This is a genomic window from Caproiciproducens sp. LBM24188, from assembly GCF_054130445.1.
Window position 1 is genome coordinate 2778397 of sequence record NZ_CP196862.1, and the last position, 19398, is coordinate 2797794.

Here is a 19398-nt window from a genome sequence, read left to right on the forward strand (position 1 = left end):
GAACTGAACCTATGAACATTCTTACCGGTCCGCTTTTCGTAACCGGATGACGTAGATTTGATACAAACAAGCTGATACCCTGGCTGGACGGAAAGCCTGTATTTGGAATCGATTTCGCCATAGTTACCGATAGGTAAACTTATTAGGTAATCGTTTATGTAACGGGCAAAAGTAGACCTTTTCCCTTTTTAAACTTGCCGGACTGATTTCCGCTCCACAATTTCGAACGGCATAATTTCCGATTCCGGCCGGATTCCATTTTCCAGTAACCCGGTAAGCATTTGGAACGCCCGTTTCCCCATCTCATACAGGGGCTGGGAAACAGTGGTCAAAGGAGGAATTGCCATCTCTGCCGTTCTGGTGTTGTCATAACCGATAATCGAAAAGTCCTCCGGCACGGAAAGCCCGGACTCATATGCGGCCATAATAGCGGCCACCGCAACCTCATCGCAGCAAGCCACAATTCCAGTAAATTTCTTCTGTGATTTCAGCAGTTTTCTTGCCGCCTGCAAGCCCGTTTCGTAGCTGAATCCTGTGTATTCAATTAACTCCTCATCCATCGGAAGTCGATGATCCGCAAGCGCTTTTTGATATCCTTCCAGGCGCAGCTTGCCCGCCACTACATCATCCTTGGTACCCGCCAGCATGGCAATGCTTTTATGACCCTTTGCAATTAAATAGGACGTCGCGGCGTAGGCTGCCTCACAATCATCTACTCGGATATAAGGGATGGAATAGCGGGTCGAAAGGGTAGAAACCAACACGCAGGGGACTCCGGATTCCGCTATCAGCTTGTCAATTCCTTCATCCGGCGGCAAACTGCATCCGATAATTCCGTCGACCTGCCTTTCCGTCAGCATTTTAATATACTCCCGCGTTCTGCCTCCGGAAATTCCCACATGGCACACCATCATGCTGTAATTCTGATCATTCGCGGCGTCTTCAATGCCATTTAAAATATTCAAATAGAACGTTGTTTCAACCCGCGGAATCAGAACCGCGATAGTGTTCGTCTTTTTCATTTTCAAGTTTCTGGCAATGGCATTGTATTGATAGCCCAGCGAGGCCATTGCCTCCCGAACCTTTTTCTCTGTTTCAACCGAAAAGCCGGATAAACCATTGAGTACCCGCGATACGGTTGCCACGGAAACGTTCGCCTTTGCAGCAACATCCTTAATGGTAGGACTGTTTGACATTCGTTTGAATCTCCCTGCAACGTAATCGTTTACTGTAATTAATAATAATTATTTATGATAGAAAAGTCAAATACAAAACACAAAATGCTGTACAAATTTTATATCAATTATTTGGAGCTATTGCAGTACAGGCCTCGGCCGTCAAAAGAAGAGAACAGTTGTCGGATGGCGTCCGATGCTTTGCCAGGCGTTTCCTGCTTTCGATTTTGATTACAGGCAGCAGGAATCGCGGATATGCGGATATATTGTTATATTCCGATTATAAGTTTTATGCAACATCAGTACCCTGCAACATACAATGAAGTTGAGAAGTTATAACAGAATGGGTGATTTTCCTATGTCTAACAGCAACTACGACGCACAGGACGTTGACGAACAAAACCCAATTAATCCTGAAATGAGACTTTATCACTGCCAGAATCAGCAAATATGCTGTTGCTGCCAGAACTGCTGTCCGAGCTGTATCATTGGTCCTACCGGACCGACTGGGCCCACAGGACCCACCGGAGCGACAGGCGCAACGGGGCCAACCGGACCTACTGGAGCGACAGGCGCAACGGGGCCGACCGGGCCCACTGGAGCAACCGGTCCCACCGGAGCGACAGGCGCAACGGGGCCGACTGGGCCCACGGGAGCAACTGGTGCAACGGGGCCGACCGGACCCACGGGAGCAACGGGCGCGACCGGGCCGACTGGGCCCACAGGAGCAACGGGTGCAACGGGGCCGACTGGGCCCACGGGAGCAACGGGCGCAACGGGGCCGACCGGGCCCACTGGAGCAACAGGTGCAACGGGGCCGACCGGACCCACAGGAGCAACGGGGCCAACCGGACCCACCGGAGCAACGGGTGCGACCGGGCCGACTGGACCCACGGGAGCAACAGGTGCAACGGGGCCAACCGGACCCACCGGAGCGACGGGTGCTACCGGGCCTACCGGGCCCACTGGAGCAACAGGCGTAACGGGGCCAACCGGGCCCACCGGAGCAACGGGTGCGACCGGGCCGACTGGACCAACAGGACCCACAGGCGCGACCGGAACATTGATATTAGGAAAACCAACAGCCTTTTAAAATGCGGTCCTGCTAAACCGCGTCTTCCTGGGTGCTGCCTTCTTGGTACTGTGCCGCTCTGCGATACTCGTTGGCAAATTTGAATTTAATGCTGATATTGCCGTTCTCATACACTTGGATTGTGTCAACCAGCTCAATCATAATATCCCTTGTCAGTCTGTTAATGTTTTCATACTTTTGAAAGGCAGTTAAAAATGGATTTTCACTCCCCACACCATGTTCCAGTTCTGCCTTTTCTGCTTGCAGATTTCCAATAATTTTACGGAGCGCTTCTATTTGCCGCTCGTAATCTTCTTTCATTCGGCGGTAATCCGTGTAGGTTATTTCCCCATCCTTCCAGTCCTGATAGAGGCTTTGTTTATAGCGTGATATTCTGGAAAGCTCTTTTTCCTTGGACGCAATGAATGCATTCAGCCGGACGGACCGGCTCTTTTGAAGCGGAGCGGTGTGAATGCGTGCAGCCATTTCCGAATAGCAAACCGCAAGATAAATCTGTTCTTGAATGGCATATAATACTGCTTGTTCTAACGGATGATGTTTTATTGTATGTTTGGTACAAGCTATTTTGGATTGGTCTTTGTAAGTACGGCAATAGTAATATACATTTCCTCTGACCTGACTTCTTGTCATGGCCTTGCCGCAATCCGCACAACGCAAGAAGCCGCTGAACAGGTATAAGCTTTTTTGCTTTGGTGCGGTGCGGGTATCCCTTTGCAAAAGCTCCTGAACCTTTGCAAAGTCCTCCCGGCTAATAATCGGCGCATGGGTATTTTCAACGACAAACCATTCCTCCTCGGGGACTGCTTCCTGTACATGGATTTTATAGCTCTTCATCCGGTAACGCCCCTGCACCATGTCGCCCACATAAATACGGTTTTTCAGAATATTCGTGACGCTCATGGCACACCAAAGAGGGGGTGTATCGGTCACATTCGGATTTTTGTACTTCATTCCCTTGCTCTTTTTATAGGCTGTCGGGCATAAAATTCCGCTTTCATTCAATTTGCGGACAATGGCATTTTTACTCATACCCTCTAAATACCAGGCGAAAATGCTTTTGACATTTTCGGCGGCCTCTTCATCAATGATAAGAGCGTTTTTATTCTTCGGGTCTTTCTGATAACCATACGCGGCAAAAGAGCCGATATGCAAGCCTTTTTCCCGCTTTTTGTCAAAGGTTCTGCGGACACTTTCGGAGGTTCCCCTTGCATGTTCCTCATTCAGAACGCCCTGAACCGGAACCGCTATGTTCTGCGCATTCTGCGGGTCTTTATACGTATCGACCGGCTGTTGGTACAGCGAAATAAACCGCACATTGTGTCGTGGAAACCAATCGCCAAGATAATAGCTTTGGTCGCCGTTGTTGCGAAAACTTCGGGCAAGGTTCTTGACGATAACACAGTTGATTTTCCCTTTTTCAATATCGGCTAGCAGCCTTTGAAAGTTTTCCCGCTCTTCGTCTGTCGTACCGCTCACGCCGTCATCTACATATTCGTCAACGAAAATGTACTCGTCGCCATCGTCCTGTTGTTCCAAAAAATCGGTCAAAATTAGTCTTTGGTTGGTAATGCTTTCCGATTCCTCCTTTCCACGCTTATCTTCACGGGAAAGCCGGATATAAAAAGCTACATACCATACCTTATTCTTTGCTTCTGCCTTAGTGATGCTCTGCCGATTGGCTGTTCTCGCCATATGTCCTTCTTCCCATCCCAATAATCATCATGCAAAGGCACAAATCCGGTTTATAAGCCGCTTTTCTTGCGGATCAAAAAGTTAGTAAGCACGTCTTGAAGCGGCGGTGCAGAATCGTCAAATTCCAGTTTAATGCCCACTTCACCGCAGCGAAAGCAAAATGGATTTTGTAATTTTTCCAAAACATAAACAGGACGTTTTTCTTTCGGCAGGGTATTGTCAAATTCGAGTGTACGAATATCGATTAGCTTTGACCGATCCACAGTGTTCATGTTCACGTTCATAAAACGGTCAATCCATGCGGAAGTTGTCATGCATCATGCCTCCTTACTCTGCATAATGCAATATATGCATTTTTCCGTTTGTCCTATGAGGAAACACAAAACTGCTCATCGCCACCCTGCACAAAGGAAAAAACGATTGTTGGAACATTTGAACAAGAAAACGCGCATAGAAAATCCCCCCAAAACTCGCAAGTCTGGAGGGAAGAAAAATCAATTCTCTTAACAGAGGAATATTATCTTACGATTATAAAAGTCTTGAATGACATGCTGTTGCAGGGACCCAATGGTTTCAGAAATCCCTTTGGATTGTATTTTTTTCAGTGGACCGATTACGGAGAGCAGAACAAACAAAATCAGTATAAAGATGAGAATGGCCTGCATCGTTGGGATCTGCCACGTCATATGCGCGCCGGCGAGCAGCTTTGTAATCAAGAATCGCTGCAAGGCAACCCCCAACAGCACCCCGGCAAAGCCACCGGTCACCCCATAGGTTCCTGCTTCCGAAAGAATCATTTTATGAAGCTGTTTGTCCAACATACCGACTGCGCGCATCACACCGATATACCTCGTTTTGGCGGACACGCTCGTCTGCATGGTATTGATAATGTTTAAAATACTGATGAGCGCAATAACCAGGACAAAGCCGTACACAAAGACGGCCACGGTCAGGAAAGCCTGTGTGGTTTGGGCAATCATTTGGCGGGAGTCAAAAAAGGTGACGTCATTCCCTGCCAAGCGGAGTGCCGTCTTTCAGCACCCGATTTTCCTCCAGCTTTACCGTAATCCCGTTTGACTGAAGCTCCGCAGGCGGTGTTTTGGCCATCCCCGCACGGCGCAGCAGCGCGTTGATTCTGGAAATCAGTTCATTGAGTTTGAACGGCTTGGTAATATAGTCATCCCCGCCCATGTCAAGCCCCATCACAACGTTTACTTCTTCATCGGAAGCGGTCAAAAAGAGGATCGGTACATTGGAGGTTAATCGGGCCTTTTTACAAACCTCAAAGCCGCTGCCATCCGAAAGCGTCAGGTCCAGCAGAAGCAAGTCGAACGTCTGCTCCGAAAGCGCGGTTATGGCGTCCCGAGCCGTACGCGCTACAACAATTTCAAAATTATTTTTGTGAAGCGTAAAGGCAAGCCCGTCAATCAGGCTGATATCATCTTCCAGCAGTAAAATTCGGTTCATTCCTATTCGGCCCCCTTGTTTCGCCCATCTGCAACCTTTTTGTTGGAAAAATCCCCCAACCATTTTCACAATTATATACGCATCTCCGCATCTTATCAACTCTGCTGTGTTCACGTGATGACTATTTTTGCTTTTGCCCGTATGCAGGAACGTCTTGGAATGAAACCCAAATTTTATTCGATTTCTGCTGATAGAAACAGCGGAGCTACCTTTTCAAGTTGCCCCGCTGTTCGTTTTATATTACGCAAAGACAATTTCCCTGACTGACGTTTTCTGCGTGTTCATTCAGCCAACCAATTTTATAGAATTGCTAACCTTTGGCCGTCCGGTTCCGCCCATGGATTTCACCAGTTTCGTTTGCGTTGAAAATTGCAGTAACATTCAATCTGCTATTTGTCCCGCAGATGCAATACGAATTCTTTCAGTTCCTTTGCTTCTTTGGTAATATCTTTTGCCGAAATCAGGGCCGACACAACCGCAATGCCGTCAATCCCCATGCCATCAAACAGGGGTATGGTCTTTCGATTAATGCCGCCAATCACGACGATTGGCAATGTTACGGCTTCTCGTATTTTTTTCAGCTCTTCCATCGGAACAAGCTTCGCGTCGGTTTTTGTTCCCGTGGCGAACATGGCTCCAACGCCGAGGTAATCCGCCCCATCCTCCTGTGCCCGGATTGCTTCCTCCCGTGTGGAAGCAGAAACGCCCAGAACTTTATCCTTGCCGAGAATTGCCCGCACCCGTTGCACGGGCAGATCGCTCTGACCGATATGTACGCCCGCAGCGTCAACTGCCAGCGCGATGTCCACACGGTCGTTGATGATGAGAGGAACATGATACTGGTCGGTAACCTGCTTGATTTTTACCGCTGTGCGATAAAATTCAAGGGTCGATACGTCCTTTTCCCGGAGCTGCACAAGTGTTGTGCCGCCGAGGATTGCCTGCTCCACTGCCTCCTCGAGCGTGGCGGTGGACATCAGCTCACGATCTGTTACAAGATAAAGGCTGTAATCCAGTTCAGACTTCTTCAATTTTCGCCCTTCTTTCCATCGTCGCAGCAGTCATTTTGCTTACGGCATCGAAGATTGCCATATGAAAACTGCCGTTGCCTGTTTCCCCTGCTTGTTCCGCCGCAAGTTCCCCTGCAAGGCTCATACAGAGTACCCCGCCAGCTGCCGCGGCCAGGAAATCCTTCGATGCGCCGCAAAAAGAGCCAACCAGTGAAGTGCACATACACCCCGTACCCGTTACATTGGAAAGCAGTTTCGTGCCGTTCTGGAGCAAGATGGTCCGCCGTCCATCCGACAGAATATCCGTGGGACCTGTAATAGCAACCACACAGCCGTATTTTTTCGCAGTCGTTTCGGCAATGGAACGGCCGATTTCCAGCCCACCCTGTAAATCCGCGTCTGAAGCGTCAACCCCTTTGGTCGTGGCATGAAGCCCCGCCAGAAAGCGGATTTCCGACATATTGCCCCGCAGCACGCTGACCTTTACCTCACGCAAAATTCGCTCCACCGTTTTGTTGCGCAGTTCCGAGGCGCCTGCCCCCACGGGGTCGAATACCACAGGAATCTTAATTGCATTGGCCTGTTTCCCTGCGGCGAGCATGGATTCGATGGTCCTTTCATTCAAGGTTCCCATATTCAGTACCAGCGCGGAGGAAATTGAAGTGATGTCTGCCGCTTCCCCAAGGTCATCTGCCATGATGGGGGACGCCCCAACGGCAAGCGTGATGTTGGCACAATCGTTGACCGTAACATAATTCGTAATGTGATAAATCAACGGCTTAGTGGCGCGGATGGATTTCAGAATATCGCCGATTTGTTTCACCAATTCCTGTTTCATTTCTTTTCACTCCTTGTTACTTAGCGTTCAGGGTGACATCCAGCCCATCCAGAATCCGGTTCATGGTGCGTACCGCACACATTTTGCCGCACATGGAACAGCTGTGCCGGTCTTCCGGGGGAACGCTTTCGTAATATGCCCTTGCTTTTTCCCCATCCAGGGAAAGCCGGAAGGTTTCCTCCCAATCGAGCTTTCTGCGGGCTTTGCTGATCTGGTAATCCGGCTTGCGGGCTCCTTTCACCCCTTTCGCAATATCCGCCGCGTGCGCCGCAATTTTGGAGGCAATAATTCCTTCCTTGACGTCCTCCAAATTCGGCAGCCGTAAATGTTCAGCCGGTGTTACATAGCAGAGAAAGTCCGCACCGTGGGCCGCCGCGATGGCCCCGCCAATGGCGGCCGTAATATGGTCGTAACCGGGCGCAATGTCCGTAACAAGCGGTCCCAGCACATAAAACGGCGCATTATGGCACAGCTTTTTTTCCAGCTTCATGTTCGCTGCAATTTCATCCATCGCCATGTGGCCTGGACCTTCCACCAGTACCTGCACGCCCCGTTCCCAAGCCCGTTTTGTCAAATTCCCGATTTCCATAAGCTCGGCGATCTGCGAAGCATCCGTGGAATCCGCAATGCTGCCCGGGCGAAGCGCATCCCCCAGGCTGATGGTCACATCGTATTCCCGCAGAATATCAAGCAACTCGTCATAATGTTCATAAAAGGGATTTTCGTTGCCCGTCATTTTCATCCACGCAAATAACAGGGAACCACCGCGCGACACAATATTCATCTGCCGCTTTTCCCGCAGGAAAACCTCCACCGCTCTGCGGTTAAGGCCGGCATGAATCGTCATAAAATCTACGCCTTCTTCGGCGTGGGAACGCACCACCTGCAAAAAATCCTGTGCGGTAATCTCTTTTAAATCTTTTTCCAGATATCCGATCGCGTCATATACCGGAACGGTGCCAATCATGGCCGGGGAGGTTTCAATGAGCTTCTGGCGGAACTCCCGTGTCTTCCCGTAGTTACTCAAATCCATAATTGCTTCTGCGCCGAACTTTTCCGCCAACCGGACCTTTTCCATCTCGGAATGGTAGTCGATACAATCGCCGGAAACACCCAGGTTAACATTGATTTTTGTCCGCAGTCCGCCGCCGATTCCATAAGGATGCAGCGATTTGTGGCGGGTATTTGCCGGGATGGCAACCTGGCCTGACGCCACAAGCGCCATCAGTTCAGGCTCTGCCAGTTCTTCCTCCTTGGCAACCTGGGCCAATTCTTTGGTTACGATGCCGCTCCGGGCAGCCTCCATCTGTGTCATATCATTCATTTTGCAGAACCTCCTTTGGTAATCCATTTCGATAAAGGTCATAAAAATGGTTGGTTGGGCCGCAGCCTTTCCCTAGGGGCAGTGAATGCCGAATTGCCGTGGTAACATAGTTCTTCGCTCTTCGGACCGCTTCCTCCAAATCAAAGCCCAAAGCAAGGTTGGAAGCGATTGCAGAGGAATAGGTACATCCTGTACCATGCGTGTTTTTGGTATCAATTCGCTCCGCGCTGAAACGGTAAAACTTTGCTCCGTCAAAGAGAATATCCACAGCATCTCCTACCGCATGGCCGCCCTTCACCAGCACATTTTTGGCTCCCAGCTCGGTAATCTTCCTTGCAGCGTGTTCCATATCGGCAGTTGAGTGGATGGATATTCCAGCTATCTTTTCCGCTTCCGGTATGTTCGGAGTAAGCAGGTCGGCAAGCGGAAGAATCTCCCGGATTAAAGTATCCATGGCATCAGGCTGCATCAGGGGGCAGCCGTTTTTTGCCACCATAACCGGGTCGATTACAACATTTTTGGGTTTGTATTCCTTGAGCTTACGCGCAACTGCCAGCATGCAGGTGGATTGCGACAACATACCGATTTTAACGGCATCTGTTCCAATGTCCTCAAAAACGGCATCAATTTGTTTTTCAATTAATTCAGGCGCAATGTCCTGCACGTCAATCACACGGAATGTATTTTCCGCGACCACAGAAACAATCACGCTCATACCGTAGACTCCGTGTGCGGCAAAGGCTTTTAGGTCGGCCTGAATGCCCGCCCCGCCGCTGCAATCGGACCCGGCAATGGATAACACTTTTTTCATGTTTCTCACCTTTCTTCCAAATAACAAAAAAGACGCTCGCTGAACCCGGCAAGCATCTTTTTCCTCTAGTTTTGCTTCCCTACACCAGTGTTAGCTGACAGGTTCTAAGGGTCAGGTTTTACCTTCTCAACTCATATGAGTCCCCCCGCAACATATTCAGTTTCATAACAAAAAAGTGCTTTCTTTGGATAAAGAAAGCACTTCCTCACGATTTGTGATAATGGATTGCTTCCCTACGCCAGTATTAACTGACAGGTTCTAAGGGTCAGGTTTTACCTTCTCAACTCACAAGAGTTCCCCCGCAACATATTCAGTTTCATAACAAAAAAGTGCTTTCTTCGGATAAAGAAAGCACTTCCTCACGATTTGTGATAATGGATTGCTTCCCTACGCCAGTGTTAACTGACAGGTTCTAAGGGTCAGGTTTTACCTTCTCAACTCACAAGAGTTCCCCCGCAAATTATTTCATTAGAAATACCGTATCATTTAATTAACATTCTGTCAATATCGAAAACCGTTTTTTTGAACAATACCATATGTCCTGGACCGGTTCATCCGGTAAAATAGAACCATGCTGGCCCGAAAGACATAAAAGGGCCAAACGTGTAATGGAAAGCTCATCCCTTACCTGCAGACCTTTTATCGGCCTACTATGCAGTTTCCTATTATAAAAGGCGCCACCGGACCTACCGGGCCTACGGGACCCACGGGTGCTACCGGTCCCACCGGGCCGACAGGACCCACAGGCGCCACCGGTCCCACTGGGCCGACAGGACCCACGGGCGCTACCGGTCCCACCGGGCCGACAGGACCCACAGGCGCCACCGGTCCCACCGGGCCGACAGGACCCACGGGCGCTACCGGTCCCACCGGGCCGACAGGACCCACAGGCGCCACCGGTCCCACCGGGCCGACAGGACCTACGGGCACGACCGGTCCCACCGGACCAACAGGACCCACAGGCGCCACCGGTCCCACCGGACCAACCGGCTCCGGAAGCATCATCCCCTTTGCATCAGGCAGTACAGTTGCACCCACAACCCTGGCTCTTGGCCTGGTTGGCCTGCCGGCACTCATTGGCTTCGGCAATTCTGCAACCGGTCTTACCGCCCTTAGTGGAACCATCGACCTAACCGGTGCAAGCGGCCAGCTGCTGAATTTCGCATTCTCTGTCCCACGTGATGGCATCATAACATCCATCTCGGCTTTTTACAGTGTGACAGAAGCACTCTCTTTAACCGGCTCCTCCATTACACTGACCGCTCAGCTTTACGGTTCGGCCACTCCAGACAACGTATTCGTACCCATTCCAGGTGTTCTGGTCACATTACCCGCGTTGTCAGGGAACGTTAGTGTTGGAACCTCTGTCAATGGAATCACGACTGGTCTGGCAATTCCGGTTACGGCGCAAACCCGCCTGCTCATGGTCTTCTCTGCCTCGGCTACCGGTTCATCCCTAATTAATACCGTCACAGGCTATGCAAGCGCGGGTATTACCATCGTATAATTGTCTTAATTCTGCAGGCGGATGTTGTCATACAACAGACAGCACCCGCCTTTCAAAATTATTTTTATAAGCGGGTGCTAGCTTGAACAAATATAAAGTATGTGTTTATGCCATTTGTAAAAACGAGGAAGCCTTTGTGGACCGATGGATGGATGCGGTGAGTGAAGCGGATCTGGTTGTGGTAACAGACACCGGCTCATCGGATAAAACGGTAGAAAAACTGCGGGCACGGGGCGCGACGGTATATGAGGAAACAATTCATCCATGGCGCTTTGACACGGCAAGGAATATTGCAATGAACCATATTCCCGAAGATGTGGACATTTGCGTGTCAAATGACCTGGATGAAATCTTTGAACCCGGATGGCGCCAGAAGCTGGAAAACGCATGGCAGCCGTTTTATACCCGCGCCCGATATCTTTTCACATGGAGCCGCAACAGCGACGGAACATACGAAAAACAATTTCCCATGGAGAAGATACATCGTCGTCATGGATTTCGTTGGGTGCATCCCGTACATGAAATATTGGAATATTACGGTGAAGACCCCGACCGTACTGTTTGGGTAGAGGGCCTTGTGCTAAACCATTTTCCGGATACGTCAAAACCCCGAAGCCAGTATCTTCCCCTGCTGGAACTGTCCGCAAAAGAAAACCCGGCGGATAACCGGGTCATTTTCTGGCTTGGGCGGGAGTATATGTATTACTCCCGGTTTGATGAGTGTATTCATACACTCACTCGTTATCTTAACATGCCGACCGCCCTTTGGGACGAAGAACGATGCGCGGCCATGCGTTTTATTTCGCATTGCTATTTTGAGAAAGGCGACCATTCCAACGCGAAAAGCTGGCTGTTCCGGGCCATCGCGGAATGCCCCACGATACGGGAACCCTATTTGCAGTTTGCGCGCATCGGATATTTGGAAAACGACTGGCCGCTGGTGTACTTCATGGTCACCAAGGGCCTGAACATCACACAAAAATCCGGCAGTTACCTGCTGGAACCGGAAGCCTGGGGATACGCCTTGTACGATTACGGAGCAATCAGCTGCTACCATCTAGGGCTTTACCAAACCTCGCTGGAATACGCCCGCAAGGCCTGCACCATGCAGCCGAATGACCCCCGGCTCAAGCGGAATTTGGAATTAATCCAGCAAAAAGCCGCGGAATCCACGGTCAGCAAAGAGGGCAGCCGTACCTGAATCGCTGAAAGCCGGGAGCACAATTATATCCGGCTCTTTTTAAGAGTCCACTTGCAGTTTTTTATGAGAGAAGGACAGCTTCAACAACAGCGGCGTTACCACGGTGGTAAGCAGAACGACCAGTATGGTCGGAATAAAAACTTCCTGCGTGATAATGCCGTTCTGTAGCCCGATATTGGCTGTAATAATCGCCACCTCGCCGCGTGAAATCATTCCGACGCCAATTTGCAGCGACTCTCTCCGGCTCATTTTGAACAGACGTGCGGCTACCCCGCATCCAACAACCTTTCCGATGACCGCAACCACAAACATAACCATTGTGATTGCAATGACCCTGATGCTAATGCCATCAAGTTTTGCTTCCAACCCAACGCTTGCAAAAAAAATGGGAGAAAGAAATCCGGATGAAATTGCCTTCACATTTTTTTCAATGTATTCCTTGTGCTGGAACTGTGAAAACAGCAGGCCGCAAAGATAGGCACCGGTAATTGCCGCAATACCCAGGTTTTCTGCAGCAAATGCAACCAACAAAGCAGCAGCCAGCGAAAAGGTAAGCATTGTCCGGCTCGGTTCCAGTTTTTGTGTCATTCGGTTGATAGGCTTAGGCAAAAACAAAATCGCCAGCACCCCCAACAGGCAGAAGAGCACAATTTTGAGCATTACCCAAACCAGAGAGGCGTTTCCGGTATCGCTGTTCACTGTAAGAAGCACCGAAATCAAGATGAGTCCTAATATGTCGTCCACCACAGCAGCCCCAAGGATGTTAATTCCTGCCTTTGTGCGGAGCTTTCCAAGTTCAATCAGCGTTTCAACGGTAATACTGACACTGGTTGCGGTTAAAATTACGCCGATAAAAATGTTTTCGATTGTATTCTGATAGAAAAGGAAAGCACACAGCGAACCGAAAACAAGCGGCAGCACAATGCCAAGTGACCCAATGACAAGGGATGATTTCCCCGCCTGTTTCAGCTGCTCCAAATCGGTTTCCAATCCCGCCAAAAACATGAGCAAAATTACGCCCAGGTTGGAAAGCAGTTTTATGTTGCTATCATAATGCACAACATTGAGTATAATCGGCCCAAGGATAATTCCGGCAAATAGTGCTCCCAGCACTTCCGGCATTTTAAGTTTGCGGCTGACAAGGCCGCCAATTTTTGTAGAGGCTAAGATCAATGCAATGTCAAGCAGCGTTTTATCCACGTGTACCACTCCAATCATCCGCTTGCAAAATAAAAATGAGAAGCCCTAATAAGGACTTCCCACCCAAGAAGCTCATTCTTGAAAACGGCATAAGCCGTCCAACCGAAAAATATGCTGAATTTTGTTTATTATAACAGATCAGGGACAAGGTGTCAAACCATCAACGGGCTTCGGGTTAAGTTGTCCGTAAATGCTCAAAAGGTGCTCGGGCTCCATTCGTCACTTCCATGGTAGGTTACCCAAAACAATGAATATTGAGTCATAAAAATAAATTTAAGCCCTGTAAAAAAGCACAAACAGAGAAACTTCAGCAACTCTTCGCCATGAATGTATTGCAGCAAACGAGTTTTTGGCACACGTTGAAAATGGCAGTTGCAAACTGCCGTAAAGATAAAATAACAAGCCATGATGTTCGGGGGACATCATGGCTTGTTATTCATTTACTATTAATTAAAATGTTTCAATGATTGGTTTTTCTGTGAAAGATGAAATCGTTGATGTAGCGTCTTTTAAGTACCAGACTTCCGTATTGCCATCTCCCGCCTGGTACATTCCTTGAAGTGACGGATACGCGTCTAACATACTCTGTTGAGCCTCAATTCGAGGGTCTTCTACCACAGTGGCGGAAACTCGAATCCATTTTCCGTCCATAAATGCACAGATTTCAACTTTTGGATTTCTGTGCATTTGCTTTGATACGTCTTTTAATTTGCCAGTTTGAATATAGAGTTTTCCATCAAAAAGATGTATCGTGCCGAAAGGACGTACTCTTGGCTGATCCCCATCCATGGTTGCAAGATAGTAAGTACCGCATTTCTTTAAGAATTCAAAAGTCTTATCCATGATAACTTCCTCCTAATAAATAATTTATTCATACGGTTTATGTACCGCACAATCGACATTTGTATCCGAATCGGCTAAACTGCCTCGAACTGAAAGTGCAGTCCATTTTGGCTTAGTTGTTATTTGTAATTGTACTCTGACACTTTTTTGATTTTATATGTTCCCTGAACATGAGGAAAGCAGCCACCCACAAAATCATACACGAACCAATAAATACATAGCGTAGTCCGTAAATAAAGAAAGCCGGCTGGTCATTCGGAAAACTTTTCACTGGGAAGCTTGCTTTATAGGACATCATGGCATAAAGAATACAAGTAGAAAGCGTCAGCCCAATCGATACGCCCAGATAACGCACCAGCGACCCCAGACTTCCTGCAAACCCATAATCTTCAGGAGACACACTGGACATGAGCAGCGCATTATTGGGTGCTTGAGAAAGAGCATTGCCTGCTGCAAAAATTACAATACCTAATAAAATAAAGAAAAGACCGGTATCCAGATGATACAGCAGGCCTTGAAACAAAGCACCTGCACCAAAGAGAAACATACCGAAAGCAGAAACCGGACGGTATCCATATTTATCCGCAAGAGTCCCGGCGATTGGTGCGACAAGTGCAATAATAATCGGCTGCGTAATCATAATAAGACTTGCTTTTGCCGGTGTATACCCAAGTGCATCCTGCAGGTAAAACGGCATCATGATACCGTAGGTTCCAATACTGATAAAAGTCATTGTAATCGCCAAAAGATTAATAACAAATGCCTTATTGGTAAACAGAGAAATCTTAATCAGCGGAACATCTGATTTGTTTTCAAAACAAACAAAGAAAAAAAGAAATACAAATCCTAAGAGCAAAAGCAGATATAGATAAATATTATTGTAGGTCTGCAGCATAGTCAAAGACGAAATCACCGTGGTAATCGCCAATACAATAAAAATACTGCCGCCAATATCAAAATGATTCACTGCTTTTCTGCCTTTGTTTTTGGGAAGGAAAACAAAACCAAGAATAAAAGCAGCCACACCAACCGGCAGGTTAATCAGGAAGATGACTGGCCAGCTGAAATAATTTAAAATAACACCGCCTGCAATAGGCCCGACCAACGTTCCCAGTGCAACCGCCGAAGAAACGCCGCTGAGCGCTTTTGCCCGATTCTCAGCAGAATAAGTCTCCGTGATGATGCCAAGATTGCTGCTCATCGCTGCGCTGGCGCCAATGCCCTGAATGAGCCTGCTGATAATTAGAAAAACAAAGCTTCCGGATATGCTGCACAGCATGGACCCAACTGTAAAGATAACCGTTCCTGCTTGAAAAACCCTCGTTTTTCCGATGATATCGGCAATTTTTCCAAAAATAAGTGCAAACGCACACATACTAATCAAGTATGCAGTGCAGGCCCAGTCAATCAGACTGGTTGGCACATTCAGGGCTTTTGCCAATGTCGGCAGGGCAACATTCAAAATGCTGCTGTCAACTGTCATCATAAAAGTCATAATCAATACAGAAATCAAGATCATCCTTAATCTTGTGCTGCTCATGGTACGATTCTCTGTATTTTCTATTTCCTTGCTTTCTACATCATTTGTTATACTATCCATATGTAACCCAAGCTTCCTATTTTTGTTTTAATACAAAATTTTTGTTATCCTTTACACGCTGTCTAACTTTAGAGTTTATAAATCACCTTACTTACGCTGCACCATTTAAACAAGCTGCGAAGATTGATCATCAAGCAGTGCTGCCAGTAAAAAACAGCTTAATTGCCTATAATCTGATATTACACGTCGTCATTATTGCGATTACACATACTTCCTCAGCTTTTTATTATAGTCCCAATTGTACAAAAATGAAAACCTAGTTTTTGGATTCCCTTCTTAGAACAAATTCTGCAAAAGAGTATTTCAATATTTTCTTTATAATAATACAAAGAAATTAAAAGTTCTATATAAAATCGGTCTGAATCCATATAATTCAGACCGACTTCTTTATATTCTCGACTTATAGCCGTTATATTCTTTTCGCTTTCATGGGTTTTTAACCGTGAGATTTACGACGATTCATTCGGTTTAAATCATTTTAAGAAGATAATATTGCTACGCCGTTGCTGCAACCATACAAAAAAATATCCGCATGAATCCTGAAGCTCAGTGTTCATGCGGATTTTTGGTGAACCATCGGGGATTCGAACCCCGGACACCTTGATTAAAAGTCAAGTGCTCTACCGACTGAGCTAATGATTCACAACAACCTTTATATTATAGCAGCTTTTGCTGCGCTTGTCAACTAAAAAAGTGCCTGTCCGCGAACGGAGCCCGAAGACAGGCTCTGGCTGGGCTGGCAGGATTTGAACCTACGGAATGACGGAGTCAAAGTCCGTTGCCTTACCCCTTGGCTACAGCCCAATATCAAGCACGAAACAAAACGCTCTGCTTCGTGCCGGTTTTTTAAGTGGGGTGGAAGATGGGACTCGAACCCACGGTCTCCAGTGCCACAAACTGGCGCTTTAACCAGCTAAGCTACATCCACCATATATATGGCGCGCCAAAAGGGATTCGAACCCCTGACCTACTGCTTAGAAGGCAGTTGCTCTATCCAGCTGAGCTATTGGCGCATTCCATGGAGCGAGTGATGGGAATCGAACCCACACGACCAGCTTGGAAGGCTGGAGTTCTACCACTGAACTACACTCGCATTTTAGCGACGGCTATCATTATAGCATAGTCCAGTGGCAGATGTCAATCATAAATCCAGCGATTTTTTAAATTATTTTAGAATGTCCAACCGAATCCCGCTGTCATCGGCGGTAACGGCAATACCAGTAATAACTTCCTCATTATTGTCCACAATGGCGGATGCAATTTTATCCTCCACCTGGCGGCGAATCAGGTTGCGCAGGTCGCGCGCACCGCTCTTTCCGCCAATGGCGTGCTGCGCCAGCCAATGGGTTGCTTTTTCGTCGTATTTCAGCTGAATTCCGCGTTCCTTCAGCGAATCAACATACTCATCCAGCATCAGGTGCGAAATTGCCTCAAAATCGTCTGCATTCAGCGGGCGGAATACGATCACCTCATCTACACGGCTGAGAAATTCGGGGCGCAGAAAGTCCGACAGAGCCTTCATGGCCTTTTCACGGGACATATCTGTTTCGGTCTTAGCAAAGCCAAGCGCGCCTTCCTTTTTCTCGCTTCCCGCGTTGGAAGTCATGACAATCACGGTATTTTCAAAATTCACCGTGCGGCCGTGCGCGTCGGTAATCCGGCCCTCATCCAGAATCTGAAGCAGAATGTTCATCACATCCGGGTGCGCTTTTTCAATCTCATCAAACAGAAGGACCGAATACGGGCGGCGGCGAACCTTTTCCGTCACTTGGCCGGCTTCATCGTAACCCACATAGCCCGGAGGAGAACCGATAATGCGGGAAACCGAATGCTTCTCCATAAATTCGGACATATCCAGCCGAATCAATGTTTCGGGCGTGTCAAACAGTTCGCGCGACAGAACTTTGACCAGTTCGGTCTTTCCTACGCCCGTGGGGCCAACAAAGATAAAGGAAGCGGGTCTGCGGCGGGGGCTGATCTGCACCCTGCTGCGGCGAATGGCCGATGCGATAGCCGCGACCGCTTCTTTCTGTCCAATAATTTTTCGGTTGAGCGTATTTTCCAGGTCTGCCAGCTTTTTCAGCTCATTTTCCTGAATTCGGCTGGCGGGGATTCCGGTCCACAGTTCAATCACGCGAGCCAAATCCTTTTCCTCGACTTCAGAACCCAGGGCAGCCGGAGCCAAGGCTTTCGCCTTTTCCTCCAAGCGGGAAATTTCCGTTCGAACCTCGGCAAGCTTCTCGTAATCCGGTTCAATTCCGTCCGCGGTCAGTTCTTCCTCCTGTGCGCGGAGGGTTTCCAGCTGCGCGTTGGCGGCATCGTAATCGGCCATGGAGCCGTTACGCAGAGCGGCGCAGGCGCACGCTTCATCCAGAAGGTCAATGGCCTTATCCGGCAGAAAACGGTCGGTAATATAACGCTCGGCAAGCACAACTGCCCTGCGGATCACCGGCTCCGGCACACGAACACGGTGGTAGGTCTCGTAATAGGACTTAATGCCCATCAGGACATCCGTGGTTTCCTGCACCGAAGGCTCCGCAATGGTTACGGGCTGGAAGCGGCGCTCCAGTGCGGCATCCTTTTCAATATACTTGCGGTATTCGGAGAATGTGGTTGCGCCGATTACCTGAATCTCCCCACGGGACAGGGCAGGCTTCAAAATATTGGCGGCGTTCATGGAACCCTCTGCATCGCCGGTACCAACCAGATTATGCACTTCGTCGATGAACAGGATGATATTGCCTTCCGCCTTCACCTCGTCCACAAGGCCCTTAATGCGGCTTTCAAACTGCCCGCGGAACTGCGTTCCGGCGACCAGGGCCGTAAGGTCCAGCAGATGGATTTCTTTCTTTTTCAGCCTTGCAGGGACCGTCCCTGCAGCAATGCGAAGGGCAAGGCCTTCCGCGACTGCAGTTTTGCCCACGCCCGGTTCACCGATTAGGCATGGATTATTTTTCGTACGGCGGCTCAGAATTTGAACCACGCGGGAAATTTCTTTTTCCCTGCCGATGATGGCGTCGATTTCACCTTTCTTTGCCTTGGCAGTCAGGTTGGTACAATACGAATCCAGATGTTTGCGTTTGGTTTTATGTTTTTCTTTTTTCTCTTTTTCCGCATTTTTCCCGTTCTGCACCTGTTCGGCGCTGTTGCTGGGACCGGAAAAAATATTCTGAAGAAACGGAAACGTGGCGGCACCGCCGGGAATAAAGCCGTCTTCACTGTCCGAATCCCCGTCGTCATCCGAATTCGGGGCCATCAGTTCATTCAGCTCCGCTTCCATCGCTTCCATTTGTTCTTCTGTTATCCCCATCTTCTCCATCAGGTCATTGACGGGTTTTATACCCAACTCTTTTGCACAAGCCAGGCAAAGCCCACGGCTTTCTTTCGAATCAACCGTCGGGGAAATAAATACGACCGCCGGTCTTTTATGGCATCTTGAACATAGCATTGGTAAAACTCACTTCTTCTCTTCTTGAAATATCTATCCAAAACAAAGGCATTGTCGCAGATAAATTCATATGCCGCCTCCGGCCGGTCCTATGCGGGGCCGGAACGCGTTAGCTTATCTTAACTTGAATATATGAATGGAATCGACGCAAAGTGTAAAATTATTATGAATTTCGAGCGTTCCCCTCAT

16 protein-coding genes, 5 tRNA genes, 3 riboswitches and 1 other annotated feature are annotated in these 19398 nt (G+C 48.5%); of the genes, 2 read left to right on the top strand and 19 right to left on the bottom strand.

Annotated features, from left to right (window positions below; translation table 11 throughout):
- Window positions 1-188: 188 nt before the first annotated feature.
- The 10 genes from ACSVDI_RS13045 to thiD form a co-directional block, all read right to left on the bottom strand.
- The gene (locus tag ACSVDI_RS13045; RefSeq protein ID WP_457943512.1) at window positions 189-1196 is read right to left on the bottom strand and encodes a LacI family DNA-binding transcriptional regulator; all 1008 of its coding nucleotides are present in this window, start codon (window positions 1194-1196) and stop codon (window positions 189-191) included.
- A 420-nt stretch (window positions 1197-1616) separates the two neighbouring features.
- The gene (locus tag ACSVDI_RS13050) at window positions 1617-2222 is read right to left on the bottom strand and encodes a hypothetical protein (protein ID WP_457943513.1); all 606 of its coding nucleotides are present in this window, start codon (window positions 2220-2222) and stop codon (window positions 1617-1619) included.
- 58 nt (window positions 2223-2280) lie between these two features.
- Entirely contained in the window at window positions 2281-3960 is a 1680-nt protein-coding gene (locus tag ACSVDI_RS13055) for a recombinase family protein (RefSeq protein WP_457943514.1), read from the bottom strand.
- 50 nt (window positions 3961-4010) lie between these two features.
- Window positions 4011-4274 carry a DUF6870 family protein gene (locus ACSVDI_RS13060; protein WP_457943515.1) on the bottom strand — a complete coding sequence of 88 codons (264 nt, stop codon included), beginning with the start codon at window positions 4272-4274 and terminating at the stop codon, window positions 4011-4013.
- A 189-nt stretch (window positions 4275-4463) separates the two neighbouring features.
- Entirely contained in the window at window positions 4464-4979 is a 516-nt protein-coding gene (locus ACSVDI_RS13065; RefSeq protein ID WP_457943516.1) for an ABC transporter permease, read from the bottom strand.
- Window positions 4966-5427, bottom strand: coding sequence for a response regulator transcription factor (locus ACSVDI_RS13070; RefSeq protein WP_457943517.1), 462 nt, complete (start codon window positions 5425-5427; stop codon window positions 4966-4968). Before ACSVDI_RS13070 ends, ACSVDI_RS13065 begins: the two co-directional genes overlap by 14 nt.
- Window positions 5428-5816: 389 nt before the next feature.
- A complete protein-coding gene (gene thiE / locus ACSVDI_RS13075) occupies window positions 5817-6458 on the bottom strand; it encodes a thiamine phosphate synthase (RefSeq protein ID WP_457943518.1) in 642 nt (213 codons plus the stop codon).
- Complete coding sequence (gene thiM / locus ACSVDI_RS13080) at window positions 6445-7275, bottom strand: hydroxyethylthiazole kinase (protein WP_457943519.1); 831 nt, start codon at window positions 7273-7275, stop codon at window positions 6445-6447. Before thiM ends, thiE begins: the two co-directional genes overlap by 14 nt.
- Before the next feature lie 16 nt (window positions 7276-7291).
- On the bottom strand, window positions 7292-8599 hold the full coding sequence (thiC, locus tag ACSVDI_RS13085; RefSeq protein WP_457943520.1) for a phosphomethylpyrimidine synthase ThiC: 1308 nt from the start codon (window positions 8597-8599) through the stop codon (window positions 7292-7294).
- Window positions 8592-9410 carry a bifunctional hydroxymethylpyrimidine kinase/phosphomethylpyrimidine kinase gene (gene thiD, locus ACSVDI_RS13090; protein ID WP_457943521.1) on the bottom strand — a complete coding sequence of 273 codons (819 nt, stop codon included), beginning with the start codon at window positions 9408-9410 and terminating at the stop codon, window positions 8592-8594. Before thiD ends, thiC begins: the two co-directional genes overlap by 8 nt.
- A gap of 58 nt (window positions 9411-9468) precedes the next feature.
- Window positions 9469-9567, bottom strand: a riboswitch (TPP riboswitch).
- Between the two features lie 55 nt (window positions 9568-9622).
- A riboswitch (TPP riboswitch) is annotated at window positions 9623-9721 on the bottom strand.
- Between the two features lie 55 nt (window positions 9722-9776).
- A riboswitch (TPP riboswitch) is annotated at window positions 9777-9875 on the bottom strand.
- A gap of 187 nt (window positions 9876-10062) precedes the next feature.
- Between thiD and ACSVDI_RS13095 the strand changes: the two genes are divergently transcribed.
- Both ACSVDI_RS13095 and ACSVDI_RS13100 read left to right on the top strand, forming a co-directional pair.
- Window positions 10063-10917 carry an exosporium glycoprotein BclB-related protein gene (locus ACSVDI_RS13095; protein ID WP_457943522.1) on the top strand — a complete coding sequence of 285 codons (855 nt, stop codon included), beginning with the start codon at window positions 10063-10065 and terminating at the stop codon, window positions 10915-10917.
- Window positions 10918-10999: 82 nt separating this feature from the next.
- Window positions 11000-12118, top strand: a complete 1119-nt coding sequence (locus ACSVDI_RS13100) for a tetratricopeptide repeat-containing glycosyltransferase (protein WP_457943523.1) — start codon at window positions 11000-11002, stop codon at window positions 12116-12118.
- 39 nt (window positions 12119-12157) lie between these two features.
- Here the strand turns inward: ACSVDI_RS13100 and ACSVDI_RS13105 are convergent, their stop codons facing one another.
- The 9 genes from ACSVDI_RS13105 to ACSVDI_RS13145 all read right to left on the bottom strand — a co-directional run bounded on the left by ACSVDI_RS13105 (window position 12158) and on the right by ACSVDI_RS13145 (window position 19209).
- On the bottom strand, window positions 12158-13318 hold the full coding sequence (locus tag ACSVDI_RS13105) for a cation:proton antiporter (protein ID WP_457943524.1): 1161 nt from the start codon (window positions 13316-13318) through the stop codon (window positions 12158-12160).
- A 53-nt stretch (window positions 13319-13371) separates the two neighbouring features.
- Window positions 13372-13422, bottom strand: a sequence feature (sodium ion sensor (DUF1646 type); this cis-regulatory element may regulate processes involved in with the transportation of sodium ions).
- Window positions 13423-13768: 346 nt separating this feature from the next.
- Window positions 13769-14161 carry a pyridoxamine 5'-phosphate oxidase family protein gene (locus ACSVDI_RS13110; RefSeq protein WP_457943526.1) on the bottom strand — a complete coding sequence of 131 codons (393 nt, stop codon included), beginning with the start codon at window positions 14159-14161 and terminating at the stop codon, window positions 13769-13771.
- A gap of 112 nt (window positions 14162-14273) precedes the next feature.
- Window positions 14274-15761 (bottom strand): MFS transporter, encoded by a 1488-nt coding sequence (locus ACSVDI_RS13115; RefSeq protein ID WP_457943528.1) that lies wholly within the window; start codon window positions 15759-15761, stop codon window positions 14274-14276.
- 566 nt (window positions 15762-16327) lie between these two features.
- Window positions 16328-16403 (bottom strand) — tRNA-Lys (locus ACSVDI_RS13120).
- Between the two features lie 86 nt (window positions 16404-16489).
- Window positions 16490-16565 (bottom strand) — tRNA-Gln (locus ACSVDI_RS13125).
- 47 nt (window positions 16566-16612) lie between these two features.
- Window positions 16613-16689, bottom strand: a tRNA-His gene (locus ACSVDI_RS13130).
- 8 nt (window positions 16690-16697) lie between these two features.
- Window positions 16698-16774, bottom strand: a tRNA-Arg gene (locus ACSVDI_RS13135).
- A gap of 6 nt (window positions 16775-16780) precedes the next feature.
- A tRNA-Gly gene (locus ACSVDI_RS13140) sits at window positions 16781-16854 on the bottom strand.
- Between the two features lie 72 nt (window positions 16855-16926).
- The gene (locus ACSVDI_RS13145; protein WP_457943529.1) at window positions 16927-19209 is read right to left on the bottom strand and encodes an AAA family ATPase; all 2283 of its coding nucleotides are present in this window, start codon (window positions 19207-19209) and stop codon (window positions 16927-16929) included.
- Between the last annotated feature and the right edge of the window lie 189 nt (window positions 19210-19398).